Genomic DNA, 15,051 nt, shown 5'->3' on the forward strand with positions numbered 1-15,051 from the left:
CATCGCTGCTAGGTGACAAGTGTTAATCCAGCGTCTAAGACATTGCCCAAAGTCATTCAAATCCGAGGAATCCGATGACCACCAAGGTTTTTGGCCATAAATCTCCCGACACCGACTCGACCGGCTCGCCCATCATCTGGGCGTGGTATCTCAACGAGATCAAAGGCATCGACGCCAAGCCCTGCCTCTTGGGCGAACCAAATACCGAAGCGGCCTTCGTGCTGGAGCATTTCGGTCTGGACAAGCCCGAGATCATTTCGGGCGTTGAGGCTGGCGAGAAGGTTGTCATCGTTGACACCAATAACCCCGCCGAGCTGCCCGAGGGCATCAATGCCGCCGATATCACCGCGATCATCGACCACCACAAGCTGGTCGGCGGTCTGGAAACCAAAGGCCCGATCGATATCACCATCCGCCCGCTGGCCTGCACCGCGACCATCATGCATGACCTGATCGGCGATGATCTGGCCAAGGCACCTGCGGGGATCAAGGGCGCGATGCTGGCCTGTATCCTGTCGGATACGCTGGAATTCCGCTCGCCCACCACCACCGATCACGACAAAGCCGTCTGCGAGAAACTGGCCGCGGATCTGGGCATCGAGATCAATGATCTGGCGACCAAGATGTTCGAGGCGAAATCCGATGTCTCGGCCTTCTCGGATGCCGAGCTTCTGCGCATGGACTCCAAGGAATACACCGTGGGTTCGACGGGGCTGCGCGTCTCGGTTCTGGAAACCACCGCGCCGCAGCTTCTGCTGGACCGTAAGGATGCGCTGATGGGGGCGATGCCCGCCGTAGCCAAGGAAGATGGCGCCGATGAGGTTCTGCTGTTCATCATCGACATTCTGAACGAAGAGGCCACGCTCCTGGTGCCCAATGACACGGTGAAGCAGATCGCCGAAGCCTCTTTCGACTGCTCGGTTTCGGGCGATACGGTCGTTCTGCCTGGCATCATGTCGCGCAAGAAACAGATCATCCCTAATCTGAAGGCCTGAAGGGCGGGGCGGGGGCTTTCCCCGCCCATTTTACCCCAGTCGCTCGGCCAGCTCGCCCGATAGGAACACCGGGCGTCCAGCGGCAAAACAGCCCATGACGCGGCGGCGCTCGGGGCAGAGGATCACCAGATCCCCGCGTTTGCCTGCCTCAAGGGTGCCGCGATCCGTCAGCCCCATGACCTGCGCGGGCCCTTCTGATACCAGCCACCATGCCTGCGCCAGATCGCAGATCCCGCGATCTACCAGCGCAAAGACCGCGCCGATCATTGCCGGATAGTGGTAATCCGAGGCCAGTGCATCCACCAGACCTTCCGCCACTAGATCGCCTGCCGAGACCGAGCCGCGATTATGCGACCCCCCTCGCAGCACATTGGGCGCGCCCATGATCACCGCATGTCCCTGTGCGCGGGCCGCCACGGCCGCCCCGCGTGAGACCGGAAATTCCGCAATCCCCACGCCACGCGCGGCCCAAACGTCCCGCAGCCCCGCGTCATCATCATGCGAGCCGAAATGCAAATCGGGCAGGGCCTGCATCACCGCGCGCACAAAGCCCTCGACCTCTGCATCACGGGCCTTCAGCGCCTGCATCATCGCGTGATGGGCCTCGGGCGAACGCCCCGCCTTCAGCGCCGATCCGTTCAGTCGAGGCGGTTTCTTGCCAGATTCCAGCGCCTTATGCGGCAGGTGGTCGTTGAACAGCAGATAATCCAGCCCCGTCTCGTTGGCCAGATCCACCACCGCCTTGAGATCATCGATCATATGGGTTTCCAGCCGCAGCTGCATCCGCATATCCAGCCGCAGATCGGCCGCCTTCAGCGCATGGGCCAGCCGCGTGGCAAATTCGGGGCCGCGCATGCCGCCCTCCCATGACCAGAATTGCGCCAGCCAAGCGGTGGTGATGCCACAGGCCGCCAGTTCGCCCTCGACAAAGCCCAGATTGGCCCCCAGATCCGAAACCATCCCACGGCGCGGCGCCAAGTGACGTTCAAACGCATCGCCATGCAGATCCACGATCCCCGGCAGGATCCAGAAGCCCCGCGCATCCAGCTGGTGACGCCCCATACCCGTGCCGATCACGCCCGAGGCCAGCGTCAGCGTGCCGTCGCTCAGGGTCTCGTGCAGGATCTGCCCACCTGTGATCTGCCAGCTCATGGCGTTCTCCTTTTGCTTGGGCGCCGTCTTCATGGGCGTTCCCTAACGCGGGCAGGCGCCTGAGGCCAGCGAAACCATCTGCGCTTTGGCCGCCTGCTGTAAGGCGCGCGACAGAGGCGCCAGCGGCTCTTTGAGATTGCGCAGGAATTGCCAGTAAAGCGGCACCTCGGCCTGAGTTTCATCCAGCGCCACCAGCCCGCCAGATGCCAGATGGTCCCGCGCCAGCATCTGGGGGTGTAACGCCCAGCCCATCCCCAACAGCCCCGCGCGCAGGAAGTCATGGGTCGCGCCAATCTGATGGCGCTTCAGCGGGCGGGTCAGGCCATAGTGCTGCCGCGCCCAAGCGGCCTGCAGCCCGTCTTTGGCGGAAAACACCAGCGCGGGCGCCTCGGCCAGTGCCTGCGCCGTGACGCCTTGCGGGAAATGGCGCGCGATAAAATCAGGCGTCGCACAGGGGATATAGCGCATCCGGCCCAAAGCCACGATGTCACATCCCGCCACGGCGTGGGCATTGGTGGTGACCGCGCCCATGACCTCGCCGCGTTTCAGCCAGCCTTCGGATTGGGTCTCATCCTCGATCACCAGATCAAAGAGCGCCTCAAGCCCCGCCATCGCCGGAAGCGCCCAAGTCGCCAGACTGTCAGCATTGATCGCCACCCGCAGCCGCGCCTCGCCTTGCGCCCTCAGGCTATGTTCCAGCAGTTGCACCTGTGCCAGATGCTGCGCCAGCCGCAGCCCCTGCGCGGTGCCCGAACAGGGCTGGCCGCGCACCACAAGAACCGCGCCCATCCGGTCCTCCAGCGTCTTGATCCGCTGCGACACCGCCGAGGGCGTGACCCGCAGCGCATGGGCGGCTGCCTCAAAGCTTCCACTCTCGATCACAGCGGCCAGAGCCTGTAGCGCGGGATAGTCCAACATTAGCCTGCCTTAATCTGGGTTAGTCCATTTCAGTATGACTGAAGTCCGCCCCATGCGATAGGGCGCAAAACGGAAGGAAGGCAGATGGACGCAGCTTTTGCAGGGTTCCGGATCGGGCTTGGTCTGATTGTGGCGATTGGCGCGCAGAATGCCTATGTTCTGCGCCAGGGTCTGCGGCGCGAGCATGTCTTTGCGGTGGCGCTGTTCTGTGCGGTCTCGGATGCGGTGCTGATTGCGCTGGGGGTGTCGGGCTTTGGCGCGCTGACGGGCTCTGTGTCATGGCTCGGGGAGGTGCTGCGCTGGTTGGGGGTGGTGTTTCTGACCTATTACGCTTTGCGCGCCTTTAGGGCGGCATGGCAGGGCGGGGCGCATCTGGACCCCGCGACCGCGACCTCCGAGCCTTTGCGTAAAGTGCTGGCCGTGATGGTCGTGCTGACATGGGCCAATCCGCATGTCTGGATTGATACGGTGCTGCTGCTGGGGGCGGTTTCGGCGCAGTTTCCGGTGCAGGGGCTGGAATTCGGGCTGGGGGCGGGGGCGGCCTCTTTCACGTTTTTCTTCGCGCTGGCCTATGGGGCGCGGCTGATTGCGCCGCTTTTTGCCAATCCCCGCGCGTGGCAGGTTCTGGATTTCGGCGTGGGCTGTCTGCTGCTATCGGTGGCGGGGCGTTTGGCCCTGATGGAAATGTAAGCATACATCTGAGTGCTTGCCTTCCGCACGGGGCCTGCCAATGATCCAGTCATGGAAAAGACGTCTCCCTCCGCCCGCCAGGCCTATGGCCCCGCCTTTGCGCCGGCATCGGGCCATGCGCCCTTGCGTGCCATCCTGTGGATGCTGGCAATGACGCTGTGCTTTGCACTGGTCAATGTCATCGTGCACCATCTCGGAACCGGCCTGCCTGCGGCACAGGCATCGTTCATCCGCTACGCCTGGGGGATCCTGTTCATGGCACCGGTGCTGGTGCGGATCGGGCGGCGTGGCTATGCCCCGAAAATCTGGGCGCTCTTCGGGCTGAGAGGGGCGTTCAATGCGGCGGGGGTGGTGCTGTGGTTCTATGCGATGGCGCGTATTCCGATCGCGGATGTGACGGCCATCGGCTATCTCAATCCCATTGTGGTCACTTTGGGTGGGGCGCTTTTGCTGGGCGAGGGGCTGGCATGGCGGCGGATCATGGCGATTGTCGTGGCGCTTCTGGGGGCGCTGATCATCCTGCGTCCGGGCCTGCGCGAGATCACCCCCGGCCACTGGTCGCAACTGGCGGCGGCGGTGATGTTTGGCGGCTCCTATCTTCTGGCCAAGCGGCTGACGGGGCTGGCGGCGCCCACCGAGATTGTGGGGATGCTGACGCTGGTGGTCGCGCTTTGTCTGGCGCCGCTGGCGATGGCGCAATGGCAGCCGGTATCAGGAACGCAGGTGGGGCTTCTGGGGCTGGTTGCCGTGCTGGCGACCTCGGCCCATTATGCGATGACGCGGGCCTTTGCGGCGGCACCTGTCAGTGCGACGCAGCCTGTCGTGTTCCTACAGCTTGTCTGGGCGGCGCTTGCGGGCTGGTTTGTCTTTGGCGAGGCGATTGATCCCTATGTCCTTTTGGGCGGCGGGATCATCGTGCTTTCGGTCAGCTATATGGCTTGGCGCGAGGCCCGATTGCGCCGCCGTGTTACCCCCCTGAGCGGGGCCACCAAGCAGATATGACAACGCGCGCCGCAAGGGCGCGCGTTTCGGGAGCTGTTTTTGGGGGCCTCTGGCAGGGCTGGCAGGTCAGGCAGCCGAGCCCTGCGGGTCGATCAGCTTGCCGATCACACCTTCACGGGTAATCTTGCGGCCATCCTCAAGCGCCACCATCGGATGGGTGCGCAAAAGATGCATGACCTCCTTGACCGGCGTATGGGCATTCAGGACCGGCGCTGCGGCAACGTCTGCCGCCCCGTTTGCAGGAGGCGCGTCGGCGGGATCTTCGGCCAGATCTTCAGCGGTCAGCACGCCCATCGGGTTCATATGCGCGACAAAGTCCTGCACATATTCGTCGATCGGATTGGCGATGATCTCGCGGGCAGTGCCCACCTGAACGATCCGTCCGCCTTCCATCAGCGCGATGCGGTTGCCCAGCTTGAAGGCCTCGTCCAGATCGTGGCTGACGAAGATGATCGTGCGCTTCAGCTTGGCCTGCAGCTCTAGCAGTTCGTCTTGCAGCTTGGCGCGGATCAGCGGGTCCAGCGCCGAGAAGGGCTCGTCCATCAGCAGGATCGGCGCGTCGGTGGCAAAGGCGCGGGCCAGACCCACGCGCTGCTGCATGCCGCCCGACAGCTCGCCCACGCGCACATCGGCCCATTGCGCAAGGCCTACCAGTTCAAGCTGCTCTTCGACCTTGGCGCGGCGTGCGGCTTTGGACATGCCCCCCAGTTCCAGACCAAGCCCCACATTCTCGCGCACCGAGCGCCACGGCAACAGGCCGAATTGCTGGAAGACCATCGCGATCTGGTGGCGGCGCACATTCAGCAGCTCTGCCCCTTTGGCATGGCTGACATCGACACGGCCCTTGGGCGTGTTCACCAGCACCGAGCCACGGCAGACGGGATTGAGCGCGTTGACCGCGCGCAAGAGCGTCGATTTTCCCGAGCCCGAAAGCCCCATCAGCACAAGGATTTCGCCCTCGGCCACCTTGAGCGAGCAGTTATGCACGCCCAACACCTGACCGGTGGCCTCCTTGACCTCGGCACGGGTCTTGCCCGCATCCATATGGGGCAGGGCCGAAAGGGGCTCGTCACCGAAGACGATGGAGACATTGGCGAATTCGATTGCGGTTTTGGCCATCTTAATTCTCCTTGCGCACTTCGAGCATCAGGCGCAGCACGGTCGCCAGCGCCACAATGACAAAGCCCGATTCAAAGCCCAGATCGGGTTTCATACGGTTGAGCCCGTTCATCACCGGCGTGCCAAGGCCCCCTGCGCCCACGAGGGTCGCGATCACCACCATCGACAGCGACAGCATGATGGTCTGGTTCAGGCCAACCATGATCTGCGGGAAGGCAGCGGGCAGCTCGACCTTCCACAGCTTCTGGAAAGAGGTCGCGCCAAAAGCCTCGGCGGCTTCGGTCAAAGCGGTGGGGGTCGAGGAGATCCCCAGATAGGTCAGCCGGATCGAGGCGGGCAATGCGAAGATCACCGTGGCAATCAGGCCCGGAACCATGCCGAGGCCGAAGAAGATCACGGCGGGGATCAGATAGACAAAGGTCGGCAGCGTCTGCATCAGGTCCAGCACCGGCTCCATACTGGAATAGATCCAGCGTTTGCGCGCGGCCAGAATCCCCAGCGGCACCCCGATCCCCATACAGACGATACAGCTTACAAGAATAAGCGACAGCGTCTCGGTGGTGTCTTCCCAATAATCCTGATTGAGGATGAACAGCATCCCTAGCGCCACAATCAGGCATTTCTTCCAGCTGCGCTGGAGGCCCCATGTCAGGGCGACAAAAATTAGGATCAATACCAGCGGTGGCGGGGTCTGCAGCAGCCACAATACCGCGTCAATCAGGGTTTCCATAACCATCGACAGCCAGTCGAAGAAACCGGCGGCATGGGTCTTCAGCCAGTCGACCGTTGCCTCGGCACCATCGCCTATGCGGATCTTTCCGTCGTCATCGACAAAATAGGCTATGATCCTGTGGAACCATTCCATAATGCGTTTACTCCGTCATTCCCTGTGTTCCCGCTCCGGTATCCGGAGCGAGGCGGAGCGGCAGAGGTTCTACCGCTCTCTGTTATCACTTCATTGCCGCCTGAAAGGCCGCATATGCGTTCTGGCCGTCGCGGGTGGTTACCCCTTCGAGCCAAGGAGAGACGGCCGCAATATGCGCCTTCAGCCAAGCTTGGGCAGCCTTGTCGGGGTCTTGACCATCATCCAGGATCGCCCCCATCAATTCGTTTTCAGCCTCAAGCGAGAATTCGAGATTTTCCAGCAGCTTGCCAACATTTGGGCAGGCATCGACATAGCCTGCGGTCGTGTTGGTGCGCACTTCGGCCCCGCCAAAATCCGGACCGAACCAGTCATCCCCTCCGGAGAGGTAGGTCAGGTCGTAATTGGTGTTCATCGGATGTGGTGCCCAGCCCAGAAAGACAATCGGTTTCTCGCGGTCGACCGCACGGCCAACCTGTGCAAGCATCCCTTGTTCCGAGCTTTCGACTACGTCAAAATCGGCAAGATTGAACGCGTTTGCGTCAATCATGTCTTCAATAAGCCTGTTTCCGTCATTGCCCGGCTCGATACCATAGATCTGGTGGCGCAGCTCTTTGGCATGTTTGGCGATGTCCGCGAAATCCTTGATTCCGAGGGCGGCTCCGGCGGCGTTGGTGGCCAGGGTATATTTGGCACCGGTCAGATTCGTGCGGACCGTGTCCACAGTGCCAGCCTTGATATAGGGGGCGATATCGGCCTGCATCGTGGGCATCCAGTTGCCCAAGAAAACATCAACATCGCCACTTGCAAGGGCAGAATAGGTGACGGGCACGGATAGAACACGCTTTTCGGTCTTGTAGCCCAGTATTTCGAGAAGTTTCGTCGTTACAGCGGTTGTCGCGGTGATGTCGGTCCAGCCAACATCGGAAAATACCACGTCGTTGCATCCTTTCGCCTGTGCCGAAACCGCAAGGGTCATCGAGGCAGCAGCCGCGAGAAGAAAGGAACGATAGGTCATACAGTACTCCAGAATTTTGCCATGTTTTTTCTTGATTGACGAGTCAATAAACTATCTTGTAGCCAAGGAATGCAAGTCATTTCTGAGTCAGGAATAAAGCAAATGCCCAGAGTTGGCGCCGAACCGATTAGAAAAGCAGCGTTAATCGACGCGACCATCGCCTGTGTCGGCGAGGCCCGTTCGCTTGAGGTGACGGTAGCGCAGATTGCCAAACGCGCGGGCATGTCCTCGGCTTTGGCGCATCACTACTTCGGGTCAAAAGACCAGATCTTTCTGGCGGCGATGCAGCATATTCTGGCGACCTACGGGCAGGAGGTGCGCGGGGCGCTGCGCGGCAAGACCGATCCCGAAGAGCGACTGCGCGCCATCGTGCGCGGGAACTTCGCCGAGGCCAGTTTCCAGCAGGCGACGATCTCGGCATGGCTGAATTTCTACGTTCTGGCTCAGAAAAACGCGAATGCGCGGCGGCTGTTGTCGATTTACCAGCGGCGGCTGCGGTCGAATCTTCTTTTTGCGCTCCGTCCCTTGGTGGGGGCGCATGCGCTGGCTGTGGCCGAGGGGCTGGGGGCGCTGATCGATGGCGTCTATATCCGCGCCGCTCTGGTTGATGGCCCTGCCGACCCCAAGCGGGCGGTCGGCATCATCATGGAATATCTGGATAGAGAGTTGGAGGGCCACCGGTGAAGGCACAACCCAAAGCAAGCCATTTTGTTGATGGCGACTATATCGAGGATACCGCAGGCGAGGTGATCGAGGTCACCTATGCCTATACCGGCGAGACCATCGCGAAACTGCATGCGGCCACGCCTGCGGTGATGGAAAAGGCGATTTCCTCGGCGGTGCGGGCACAGAAGGAATGGGCGGCACTGGCACCTGCCGAGCGTGGGCGCATTCTTAATCGTGCCGTGGCGATCATCCGCGAACGCAATGACGAGCTGGCAGCCCTTGAGACGCTGGATACCGGCAAGCCCTTGCAGGAAACTCTGGTGGCGGATTGGCCGTCGGGGGCGGATTCGCTGGAGTATTTCGCAGGTCTGGCGGCGACGCTGACCGGCGAGACAATGCCTTTGGGCGGGGATTTCGCCTATACGCTGCGCGAGCCTCTGGGCGTTTGCGGTGGCATTGGCGCATGGAACTACCCCAGCCAGATCGCTTGCTGGAAGGCCGCGCCCGCGCTGTCGACCGGCAATGCGATGGTGTTCAAACCCTCCGAGGTGACGCCGCTTGGTGCGCTCAAGCTGGCCGAGATCTTCATCGAGGCCGGTGTGCCTGCGGGCGTCTATAACGTCGTGCAGGGCTATGGCGCCGTGGGCGCGCAGCTTGCGACCGATCCGCGGATTGCCAAAGTGTCGCTGACGGGGTCGGTGCCGACGGGGGCCAAGGTCTATGAGGCGGCTGCTCCGCATATGAAGCATGTGACGATGGAGCTTGGCGGGAAATCGCCGCTGATCGTCTTCGAGGATGCCTCGATCAAGGATGCCGTTGGGGCGGCGATGCTGGGGAATTTCTATTCCTCGGGGCAGATCTGTTCGAACGGGACCCGCGTCTTTGTCCATAAGGACATCAAAGACGCGTTTCTGGCAGAGCTGGCCGAGCGTACGGCCAAGATCCGTATGGGCGACCCGATGGATATGGCAACCGATTTCGGGCCGCTGATCACCAAGCGTCAATATGATCAGGTGGCGGGCTATCTGGAGAAAGCCAAGGCCGAAGGTGCGCGTCTGGTTTGTGGTGGGAAGGCTCTGGACGGGCAATTCGTCGAGCCGACCGTCTTTGCCGATGTGAAGGACGATATGACCATCGCCCGCGAGGAGATTTTTGGCCCCGTGATGTCGGTGCTGGAGTTCGAGACCGAGGACGAGGTTTTGGCGCGCGCCAATGACACGCAGTTCGGTCTGGCGGCGGGTGTGTTTACCCGCGATCTGGCGCGGGCCCATCGGGTTGTGGCGGGTCTTGAGGCGGGCACCACCTGGATCAACGCCTATAACCTGACGCCGGTGGAGATGCCCTTCGGTCCGGTGAAGGCTTCGGGCTTCGGGCGCGAGAATTCGCGTCACGCGATCGAGGCCTATACGCAGGTCAAAGGTGTCTATGTCGGGTTGAACCCTGTCGACAGCCCTTGGTGACACACGGGCAAGGGGGGCTGTCTGCCCCCCTCAGGCGCCAGGGCGCCTTCACCCCCCGAGGATATTTGGAGCAAATGGAAAATGGGCGTGGAAGCTGATTATGTTGTGATTGGCGCCGGATCGGGTGGTACGGCGCTGGCCTACCGTCTGGCCGAGGCCGGTAAGCGCGTGGTGATTATCGAGCATGGGGGGTCGGATGCCGGTCCCTTCATCCAGATGCCCGGGGCGCTGTCCTATCCGATGAATATGGGGATTTACGACTGGGGTTTCCAATCGGAGCCCGAGCCGGGTCTGGGCGGGCGTGTTTTGGCGACGCCGCGGGGCAAGGTGATCGGGGGGTCGTCTTCGATCAACGGGATGGTCTATGTGCGCGGGCATGCGGGCGATTATGAGCATTGGGCCGAGCAGGGCGCGGAAGGCTGGAACTATGCCGATGTGCTGCCCTATTTCAAACGGCAGGAGACATGGCACGGGGCGCAGGATGGTGCGGATGCCGATTGGCGCGGCCAGTCGGGGCCTTTGCATGTCAGCCGTGGCCCGCGCAAGAACCCGCTGTTTGACGCTTTTGTGCAGGCTGGCCAAGAGGCGGGTTATGGCTATACCGCCGATTACAATGGCGAGCGTCAGGAGGGCTTTGGCCCGATGGAGGCCACCATTTACAAGGGCCGTCGCTGGTCTGTGGCCAATGCCTATCTGCGCCCCGGTCAGAAGGCCTTCGGGGACCGTCTGGCCGTGGTGAAGGCTTTGGCCTTGCGGGTTGTCTTTGAGGGCAAGCGTGCGATTGGCGTCGAGGTCGAGAAGGCGGGGCAGAAGCAGGTGATTGCGGCGCGGGCCGAGGTGATCGTTGCGGCGAGTTCGATCAATACGCCGAAGATCCTGATGTTGTCGGGCGTAGGGCCTGCCGATCATCTGCGTGCGCATGGGATCGAGGTTCTGGCGGATCGGCCCGGAGTGGGTGGCAACCTGCAAGACCACCTTGAGGTCTATTTCCAATATGCCGCGAAAGAGCCGATCACGCTTTATAAATACTGGAACCTTTGGGGGAAGGCTTGGGTGGGGGCGCAGTGGCTGTTCACCAAGACCGGTCTGGGCGCGTCGAACCAGTTCGAGGCCTGCGGCTTTATCCGTTCGGATAAGGGGGTGCGTTACCCCGATATCCAGTACCATTTCCTGCCGCTGGCCGTGCGCTATGATGGCAAGGCCTCGGCCGAGGGGCATGGGTTCCAGGTTCATGTGGGTCCGATGCGGGCAGCCTCGCGCGGGCGGGTATCGCTGCGCTCGGGCGATGCCAAGGACAAGCCGAAGATCCTGTTCAACTATATGACCGAGGATCAGGACTGGGTGGATTGGCGCAAGACCCTGCGTCTGACGCGCGAGATCTTCGAGCAGCCCTCGATGGCGCGTCATGTGGCGCGCGAGATCCAGCCCGGTTCGGATGTGACTTCGGATGCGGCGCTGGATGATTTCGTGCGCGAACATGCGGAAAGCGCCTATCATCCCTGTGGCACCGCGCGGATGGGGCGTGCCGATGACATCCATGCGGTGGTTGACCCCGATGGCCGCGTGATCGGGGTCGAGGGGCTGCGCGTGGCCGATAGCTCGATCTTCCCGCGGGTGACCAATGGGAACCTCAACGGGCCCTCGATCATGGTGGGGGAGAAGATTGCCGATCATATCCTTGGCCGCCGTCTGCCTGCCGAGAACGTCGCGCCGTGGTTCCACCCTGACTGGGAAACGTCTCAGCGTTAATTCGCCGGTAATGAGCGGCGGTAATCACCATATCTCTGGACAAATCAGCCATGCCCCGCGATATGTGGGGCATGTTTCGTTTATGGTCTGTTCTGATTTTTGCGTGTCTTGTGCTGGGGGTGACTGCGCCCGCGCATGCCGAGACCCTGTATGGCAAGGCACGGGTGGTCGATGGCGACACGCTGGACGTCGCAGGCCGCAAGATCCGGATTTATGGAATCGACGCGCCTGAAAGCAAGCAGACCTGTCTGCGTGACAACGGCCAAAGCTGGCCGTGTGGGCAGGACGCGACGGCCCAGATGCGCAAACTGGCCACAGGGCGGGTGGCCTGCACCGGAACGCAGGCCGACCGCTATGGCCGTCTGATTGCCCGATGCGAGGCACATGGTGTGGATCTGGGGGCGCAGATGGTGGCGCAGGGCTATGCGCTTGCCTATCGGCAATATTCCACGGCCTATGTCAGTCAGGAAAAATCCGCGATGATTGCCAAGCGCGGGATCTGGGTGGGGCAGGTGGAAACACCCGCGCATTACCGCGCCCATGTGAACGACCCGCAAGGCCGTTGTAAGATCAAGGGAAATATTTCGAAAAACGGCCATTTGTACCATGTGCCGGGCATGGCGTCCTATGCCGCGACCAAGATCGATACTGCAAAGGGGGAGCGCTGGTTCTGCACGGAGGCAGAGGCGCGTTCCGCCGGATGGGTGCGTGCGAAATAGGTCCGCTTTGATCCTTATCAAAGCGGTGCATGTTCGGGGCTGTTAGTATCGGGGCAGATACCAACAGAACGGAGGTCGCACATGTCTGAACATCTTCATACCCTGAGTGTCGAGTTTCCTGCCTATCGGGTGCAGCTGCGGGAGCTGAAGGCAAGCGACCCCCATGCCGCGCGTCTCATGGAAGATTATGAAGAGGTCAACGAGCAGGTTCTGCGCGCGATGGAAGGGTTGCAGCCGATGGAGGCTCTGGCCGAGGTGGATCTGCGTAAGAAACGGGCCCAGTTGAAAGACCAGATCGCGCGGGCGCTGGCCGAAGAGGTCAATGCCGCCTGAGGTTTCTTGGACCGTATCAGGGGTTCGGTTTTTAGTCAGTGCGAGGTTTGTTGGCCTCCGGCGTCCTGCCGGAGGCTTTCGCATGGCCGGTCAGGCGATGTCATAGGGCAGCAGGCCGCGACGGTCGAGGTCGACGGTCAGTTTGCGCTCCAGCGGCGGCACCGATCTCTGATGGCAGTTACGGCGCTCGCAGATGCGGCAGGAGATGCCGATGGGCTCGTAGGCGCGGGGGTTGCCCAGCTCCATATCATCGGCATAGACGAGATCCTTGGCATGGCTGACCTCGCAGCCCAGACAGAGCGCATAACGGCGCACCGGCGCATGGAAGCTGCCCCCCTGTTTCGAAACATCCTTGGCCACGCAAAGATAGCGCGCCCCGTCTGGGGTCTCGGCCAGCTGGCGCAGGAAGCGGGTGGGGGTTTCAAAGGCCTGATGCGCGATCCATAGCGGGCAGGAGCCGCCGAAACGGGCGAATTGCAGCCGCGTGGCCGAGTGGCGTTTGGTGATGGTGCCCGCCTGATCGATCCGCATGAAGAAGAAAGGCAGACCCTTGGCGCCGGGGCGTTGCAGCGTTGATAGCCGGTGGGCGACCTGCTCGATCGAGGCGCCGAACAGCTCTGCCAGTATCTCCAGATCATGGCGGTTGTCCTGTGCCGCATCCAGAAACTGCTTGTAGGGCATCACGGCGGCCCCCGCGAAATAGTTGGCCAGACCGATCTTGGCGATGGCGCGGGCGGTGCTGGACTGGAAGCGGGCCAGATCCAGCGTTGCCTCGAGCAGTTCGTTCTGGGTAATCAGCGCGACCTGATGCATCAGCTGGAAAGCCTGCGTGGATTTCTTCGCATGGGTGGCGATGGTGATCACCCGCCCGTCTTTCTCGCGCACGCTGGTGATATCGGCAAATTGCACGGTGATCCCGCGTGCCTCCAGCGCCGAAATCGCCCGTGGAATGGCATCGACGCGCGGTCCATCGGGGCAGGCGAAATGTTCGGCTGCGCGGTCTACCGCATCAATGTAATTGTCACAGTAATGGAAGAAATCGCGCACCTCTTCCCAAGGGCTCTGCACGGTGGTGTTGGCATCATGACCAAGCGCGGCATTCAGCGAGGCCAGCCGTTCATGGGTCCGGCGATAGGCGCTGTGCAGTTCGAGGAAAGAGCGCGCAAGGGCAGGGGCATTGGAGGCTGCCAGCCGGATATCGGCCAGCGGCGTGGCGGCATCGGAGAAGATCGGATCGGCCAGCGCCTCGCGCATGTCCGAGACCAGCCGTTCGGCATCGCCTGCCGAAAGCTCGGTCACATCCAGTCCGAATTCCGTGGCCAGTGCCAGCACCACCTGCGCCGACACGGGGCGATGGTTGTTTTCCATCTGGTTGAGATAGGGCAGCGACACGCCAAGCCGGTCGGCAAAGAGCTTTTGCGTCAGGCCGAGCCTTGTGCGCGTCTCCCGCAGCTTGATACCCGCATAGAGTTTTGGAGTCGCCATGATCTACTCTCCTTTGCAAACCCCGCTGATACATATGCAAACTGTATTTGGTCAATTGCCTTTGCGGCATTTTTGACCTTATTTGAGAGAAGCTTTGTCGGAGGCCTTATGCGTATTGTGGTTTTGTTGCAGACACTTGGTTTTGCTGCGCTGTTCGGGCTTGCAGGATGTGCACCGGCTGCGCTGACCGAAGGGGATCTGGCCGCAGTGGCGCACCCTCCGGCGCAGGTGCAGGCCGAGGTGGCGCAGTTGTTGCCGGTGGCGATGCGTGAACTGGACCCGATCGAGGCGCATATTCTGGCTGCGGGGCGGCCGCTGACCCCCGTTGAAATGGGCTTTGCCCGCCGTGCCGGTGTGGCGCATCCTGAAAAGGTGCGCGTTCTGGCATGGCCGCAGGCGTTCCGCCCGCCCGAGGATAAAGCCTTTGCCAAGGTCTATCATCCGCAGGGGGCCTTCGCGATTACCTTTGGCTACGGGATTGCCCTGCGCAAGGAAGCGCCTTGGGTTCTGGCCCATGAGCTGGTGCATGTGGGCCAATATGAACGTCTGGGCGGGCGGGAGGCGTTTACCCGCGCCTATCTGACCCAGACGCTGGTGCTGAAGACCTATGCGATCCCGCTTGAGCGCGAGGCCTTCAAGCGCGGCAACCAGATTTCGCCGGTGCCCCAAGGGGCGACTCGCCGCTGGATTGAAACTTTGCAGTAAGAGACGTGACGTCAGAGCTAAGCCTTTGGTCGTGGGCGGATTGTCTTGCCCGATCTGGCGACGGACCATCTGCGCATTTTCGCGGGCAAAGGGGCTGTGGTTTGCAAGGATTTTTGTTGTTTTAAAGTGTCAAATTGGATTATTTGCAATTCGCAACATGCCTTTTGCCAAGATTTTG

At 61.7% G+C, this 15,051-nt stretch carries 15 protein-coding genes; 9 read left to right on the plus strand and 6 right to left on the minus strand.

What is annotated here, in order from left to right; genetic code table 11:
• Positions 1–74: 74 nt before the first annotated feature.
• Positions 75–995 (plus strand): manganese-dependent inorganic pyrophosphatase, encoded by a 921-nt coding sequence (locus tag WDB88_RS06170; RefSeq protein ID WP_339109317.1) that lies wholly within the window; start codon positions 75–77, stop codon positions 993–995.
• A gap of 30 nt (positions 996–1,025) precedes the next feature.
• On the opposite strand, the gene WDB88_RS06175 is transcribed toward WDB88_RS06170, so the two are convergent.
• Together WDB88_RS06175 and WDB88_RS06180 are read right to left on the minus strand one after the other, a co-directional pair.
• Positions 1,026–2,147, minus strand: coding sequence for an alpha-D-ribose 1-methylphosphonate 5-triphosphate diphosphatase (locus WDB88_RS06175; protein ID WP_339109318.1), 1,122 nt, complete (start codon positions 2,145–2,147; stop codon positions 1,026–1,028).
• Positions 2,148–2,189: 42 nt separating this feature from the next.
• Complete coding sequence (locus tag WDB88_RS06180; RefSeq protein ID WP_339109319.1) at positions 2,190–3,065, minus strand: LysR family transcriptional regulator ArgP; 876 nt, start codon at positions 3,063–3,065, stop codon at positions 2,190–2,192.
• An 84-nt stretch (positions 3,066–3,149) separates the two neighbouring features.
• Here WDB88_RS06180 and WDB88_RS06185 point away from each other — a divergent pair, with 84 nt between their 5' ends.
• Both WDB88_RS06185 and WDB88_RS06190 read left to right on the plus strand, forming a co-directional pair.
• Positions 3,150–3,755, plus strand: coding sequence for a LysE/ArgO family amino acid transporter (locus WDB88_RS06185; protein ID WP_339109320.1), 606 nt, complete (start codon positions 3,150–3,152; stop codon positions 3,753–3,755).
• A 51-nt stretch (positions 3,756–3,806) separates the two neighbouring features.
• Complete coding sequence (locus WDB88_RS06190; protein ID WP_339109321.1) at positions 3,807–4,757, plus strand: DMT family transporter; 951 nt, start codon at positions 3,807–3,809, stop codon at positions 4,755–4,757.
• Between the two features lie 66 nt (positions 4,758–4,823).
• Here WDB88_RS06190 and choV read toward each other — a convergent pair whose 3' ends face one another.
• The 3 genes from choV to choX form a co-directional block, all read right to left on the minus strand.
• Positions 4,824–5,876 (minus strand): choline ABC transporter ATP-binding protein, encoded by a 1,053-nt coding sequence (gene choV, locus WDB88_RS06195; RefSeq protein ID WP_339109322.1) that lies wholly within the window; start codon positions 5,874–5,876, stop codon positions 4,824–4,826.
• A 1-nt stretch (position 5,877) separates the two neighbouring features.
• On the minus strand, positions 5,878–6,741 hold the full coding sequence (gene choW, locus WDB88_RS06200; RefSeq protein ID WP_339109323.1) for a choline ABC transporter permease subunit: 864 nt from the start codon (positions 6,739–6,741) through the stop codon (positions 5,878–5,880).
• An 85-nt stretch (positions 6,742–6,826) separates the two neighbouring features.
• On the minus strand, positions 6,827–7,756 hold the full coding sequence (gene choX / locus WDB88_RS06205) for a choline ABC transporter substrate-binding protein (RefSeq protein ID WP_339109324.1): 930 nt from the start codon (positions 7,754–7,756) through the stop codon (positions 6,827–6,829).
• A 102-nt stretch (positions 7,757–7,858) separates the two neighbouring features.
• Between choX and betI the strand changes: the two genes are divergently transcribed.
• The 5 genes from betI (at position 7,859) to WDB88_RS06230 (ending at position 12,683) form a co-directional block, all read left to right on the plus strand.
• On the plus strand, positions 7,859–8,440 hold the full coding sequence (betI, locus tag WDB88_RS06210; protein ID WP_339109325.1) for a transcriptional regulator BetI: 582 nt from the start codon (positions 7,859–7,861) through the stop codon (positions 8,438–8,440).
• A complete protein-coding gene (betB, locus tag WDB88_RS06215) occupies positions 8,437–9,882 on the plus strand; it encodes a betaine-aldehyde dehydrogenase (protein ID WP_339109326.1) in 1,446 nt (481 codons plus the stop codon). The genes betI and betB overlap by 4 nt, the downstream gene beginning before the upstream one ends.
• Before the next feature lie 87 nt (positions 9,883–9,969).
• Positions 9,970–11,631 (plus strand): choline dehydrogenase, encoded by a 1,662-nt coding sequence (betA, locus tag WDB88_RS06220; RefSeq protein WP_339109327.1) that lies wholly within the window; start codon positions 9,970–9,972, stop codon positions 11,629–11,631.
• A gap of 50 nt (positions 11,632–11,681) precedes the next feature.
• Positions 11,682–12,350 carry a thermonuclease family protein gene (locus WDB88_RS06225; RefSeq protein WP_339109328.1) on the plus strand — a complete coding sequence of 223 codons (669 nt, stop codon included), beginning with the start codon at positions 11,682–11,684 and terminating at the stop codon, positions 12,348–12,350.
• 81 nt (positions 12,351–12,431) lie between these two features.
• The gene (locus WDB88_RS06230) at positions 12,432–12,683 is read left to right on the plus strand and encodes a DUF465 domain-containing protein (RefSeq protein ID WP_339109329.1); all 252 of its coding nucleotides are present in this window, start codon (positions 12,432–12,434) and stop codon (positions 12,681–12,683) included.
• 90 nt (positions 12,684–12,773) lie between these two features.
• Here the strand turns inward: WDB88_RS06230 and WDB88_RS06235 are convergent, their stop codons facing one another.
• On the minus strand, positions 12,774–14,168 hold the full coding sequence (locus WDB88_RS06235) for a short-chain fatty acyl-CoA regulator family protein (protein ID WP_339109330.1): 1,395 nt from the start codon (positions 14,166–14,168) through the stop codon (positions 12,774–12,776).
• Between the two features lie 108 nt (positions 14,169–14,276).
• Between WDB88_RS06235 and WDB88_RS06240 the strand changes: the two genes are divergently transcribed.
• A complete protein-coding gene (locus tag WDB88_RS06240; protein WP_339109331.1) occupies positions 14,277–14,873 on the plus strand; it encodes a hypothetical protein in 597 nt (198 codons plus the stop codon).
• The last annotated feature ends 178 nt before the right edge of the window (positions 14,874–15,051 follow it).

The sequence above is a fragment of the Thioclava sp. GXIMD4216 genome (assembly GCF_037949285.1).
Lineage (GTDB): Bacteria > Pseudomonadota > Alphaproteobacteria > Rhodobacterales > Rhodobacteraceae > Thioclava > Thioclava litoralis.

What these genes read in the sequence shown, in the direction of transcription:
- WDB88_RS06170 (WP_339109317.1), top strand. Translation starts at nt 75, where the DNA reads ATGACCACCAAGGTTTTTGGCCATAAATCTCCCGACACCGACTCGACC.
- WDB88_RS06175 (WP_339109318.1), bottom strand. Translation starts at nt 2,147, where the DNA reads ATGAGCTGGCAGATCACAGGTGGGCAGATCCTGCACGAGACCCTGAGC.
- WDB88_RS06180 (WP_339109319.1), bottom strand. Translation starts at nt 3,065, where the DNA reads ATGTTGGACTATCCCGCGCTACAGGCTCTGGCCGCTGTGATCGAGAGT.
- WDB88_RS06185 (WP_339109320.1), top strand. Translation starts at nt 3,150, where the DNA reads ATGGACGCAGCTTTTGCAGGGTTCCGGATCGGGCTTGGTCTGATTGTG.
- WDB88_RS06190 (WP_339109321.1), top strand. Translation starts at nt 3,807, where the DNA reads ATGGAAAAGACGTCTCCCTCCGCCCGCCAGGCCTATGGCCCCGCCTTT.
- choV (WP_339109322.1), bottom strand. Translation starts at nt 5,876, where the DNA reads ATGGCCAAAACCGCAATCGAATTCGCCAATGTCTCCATCGTCTTCGGT.
- choW (WP_339109323.1), bottom strand. Translation starts at nt 6,741, where the DNA reads ATGGAATGGTTCCACAGGATCATAGCCTATTTTGTCGATGACGACGGA.
- choX (WP_339109324.1), bottom strand. Translation starts at nt 7,756, where the DNA reads ATGACCTATCGTTCCTTTCTTCTCGCGGCTGCTGCCTCGATGACCCTT.
- betI (WP_339109325.1), top strand. Translation starts at nt 7,859, where the DNA reads ATGCCCAGAGTTGGCGCCGAACCGATTAGAAAAGCAGCGTTAATCGAC.
- WDB88_RS06225 (WP_339109328.1), top strand. Translation starts at nt 11,682, where the DNA reads ATGCCCCGCGATATGTGGGGCATGTTTCGTTTATGGTCTGTTCTGATT.
- WDB88_RS06230 (WP_339109329.1), top strand. Translation starts at nt 12,432, where the DNA reads ATGTCTGAACATCTTCATACCCTGAGTGTCGAGTTTCCTGCCTATCGG.
- WDB88_RS06235 (WP_339109330.1), bottom strand. Translation starts at nt 14,168, where the DNA reads ATGGCGACTCCAAAACTCTATGCGGGTATCAAGCTGCGGGAGACGCGC.
- WDB88_RS06240 (WP_339109331.1), top strand. Translation starts at nt 14,277, where the DNA reads ATGCGTATTGTGGTTTTGTTGCAGACACTTGGTTTTGCTGCGCTGTTC.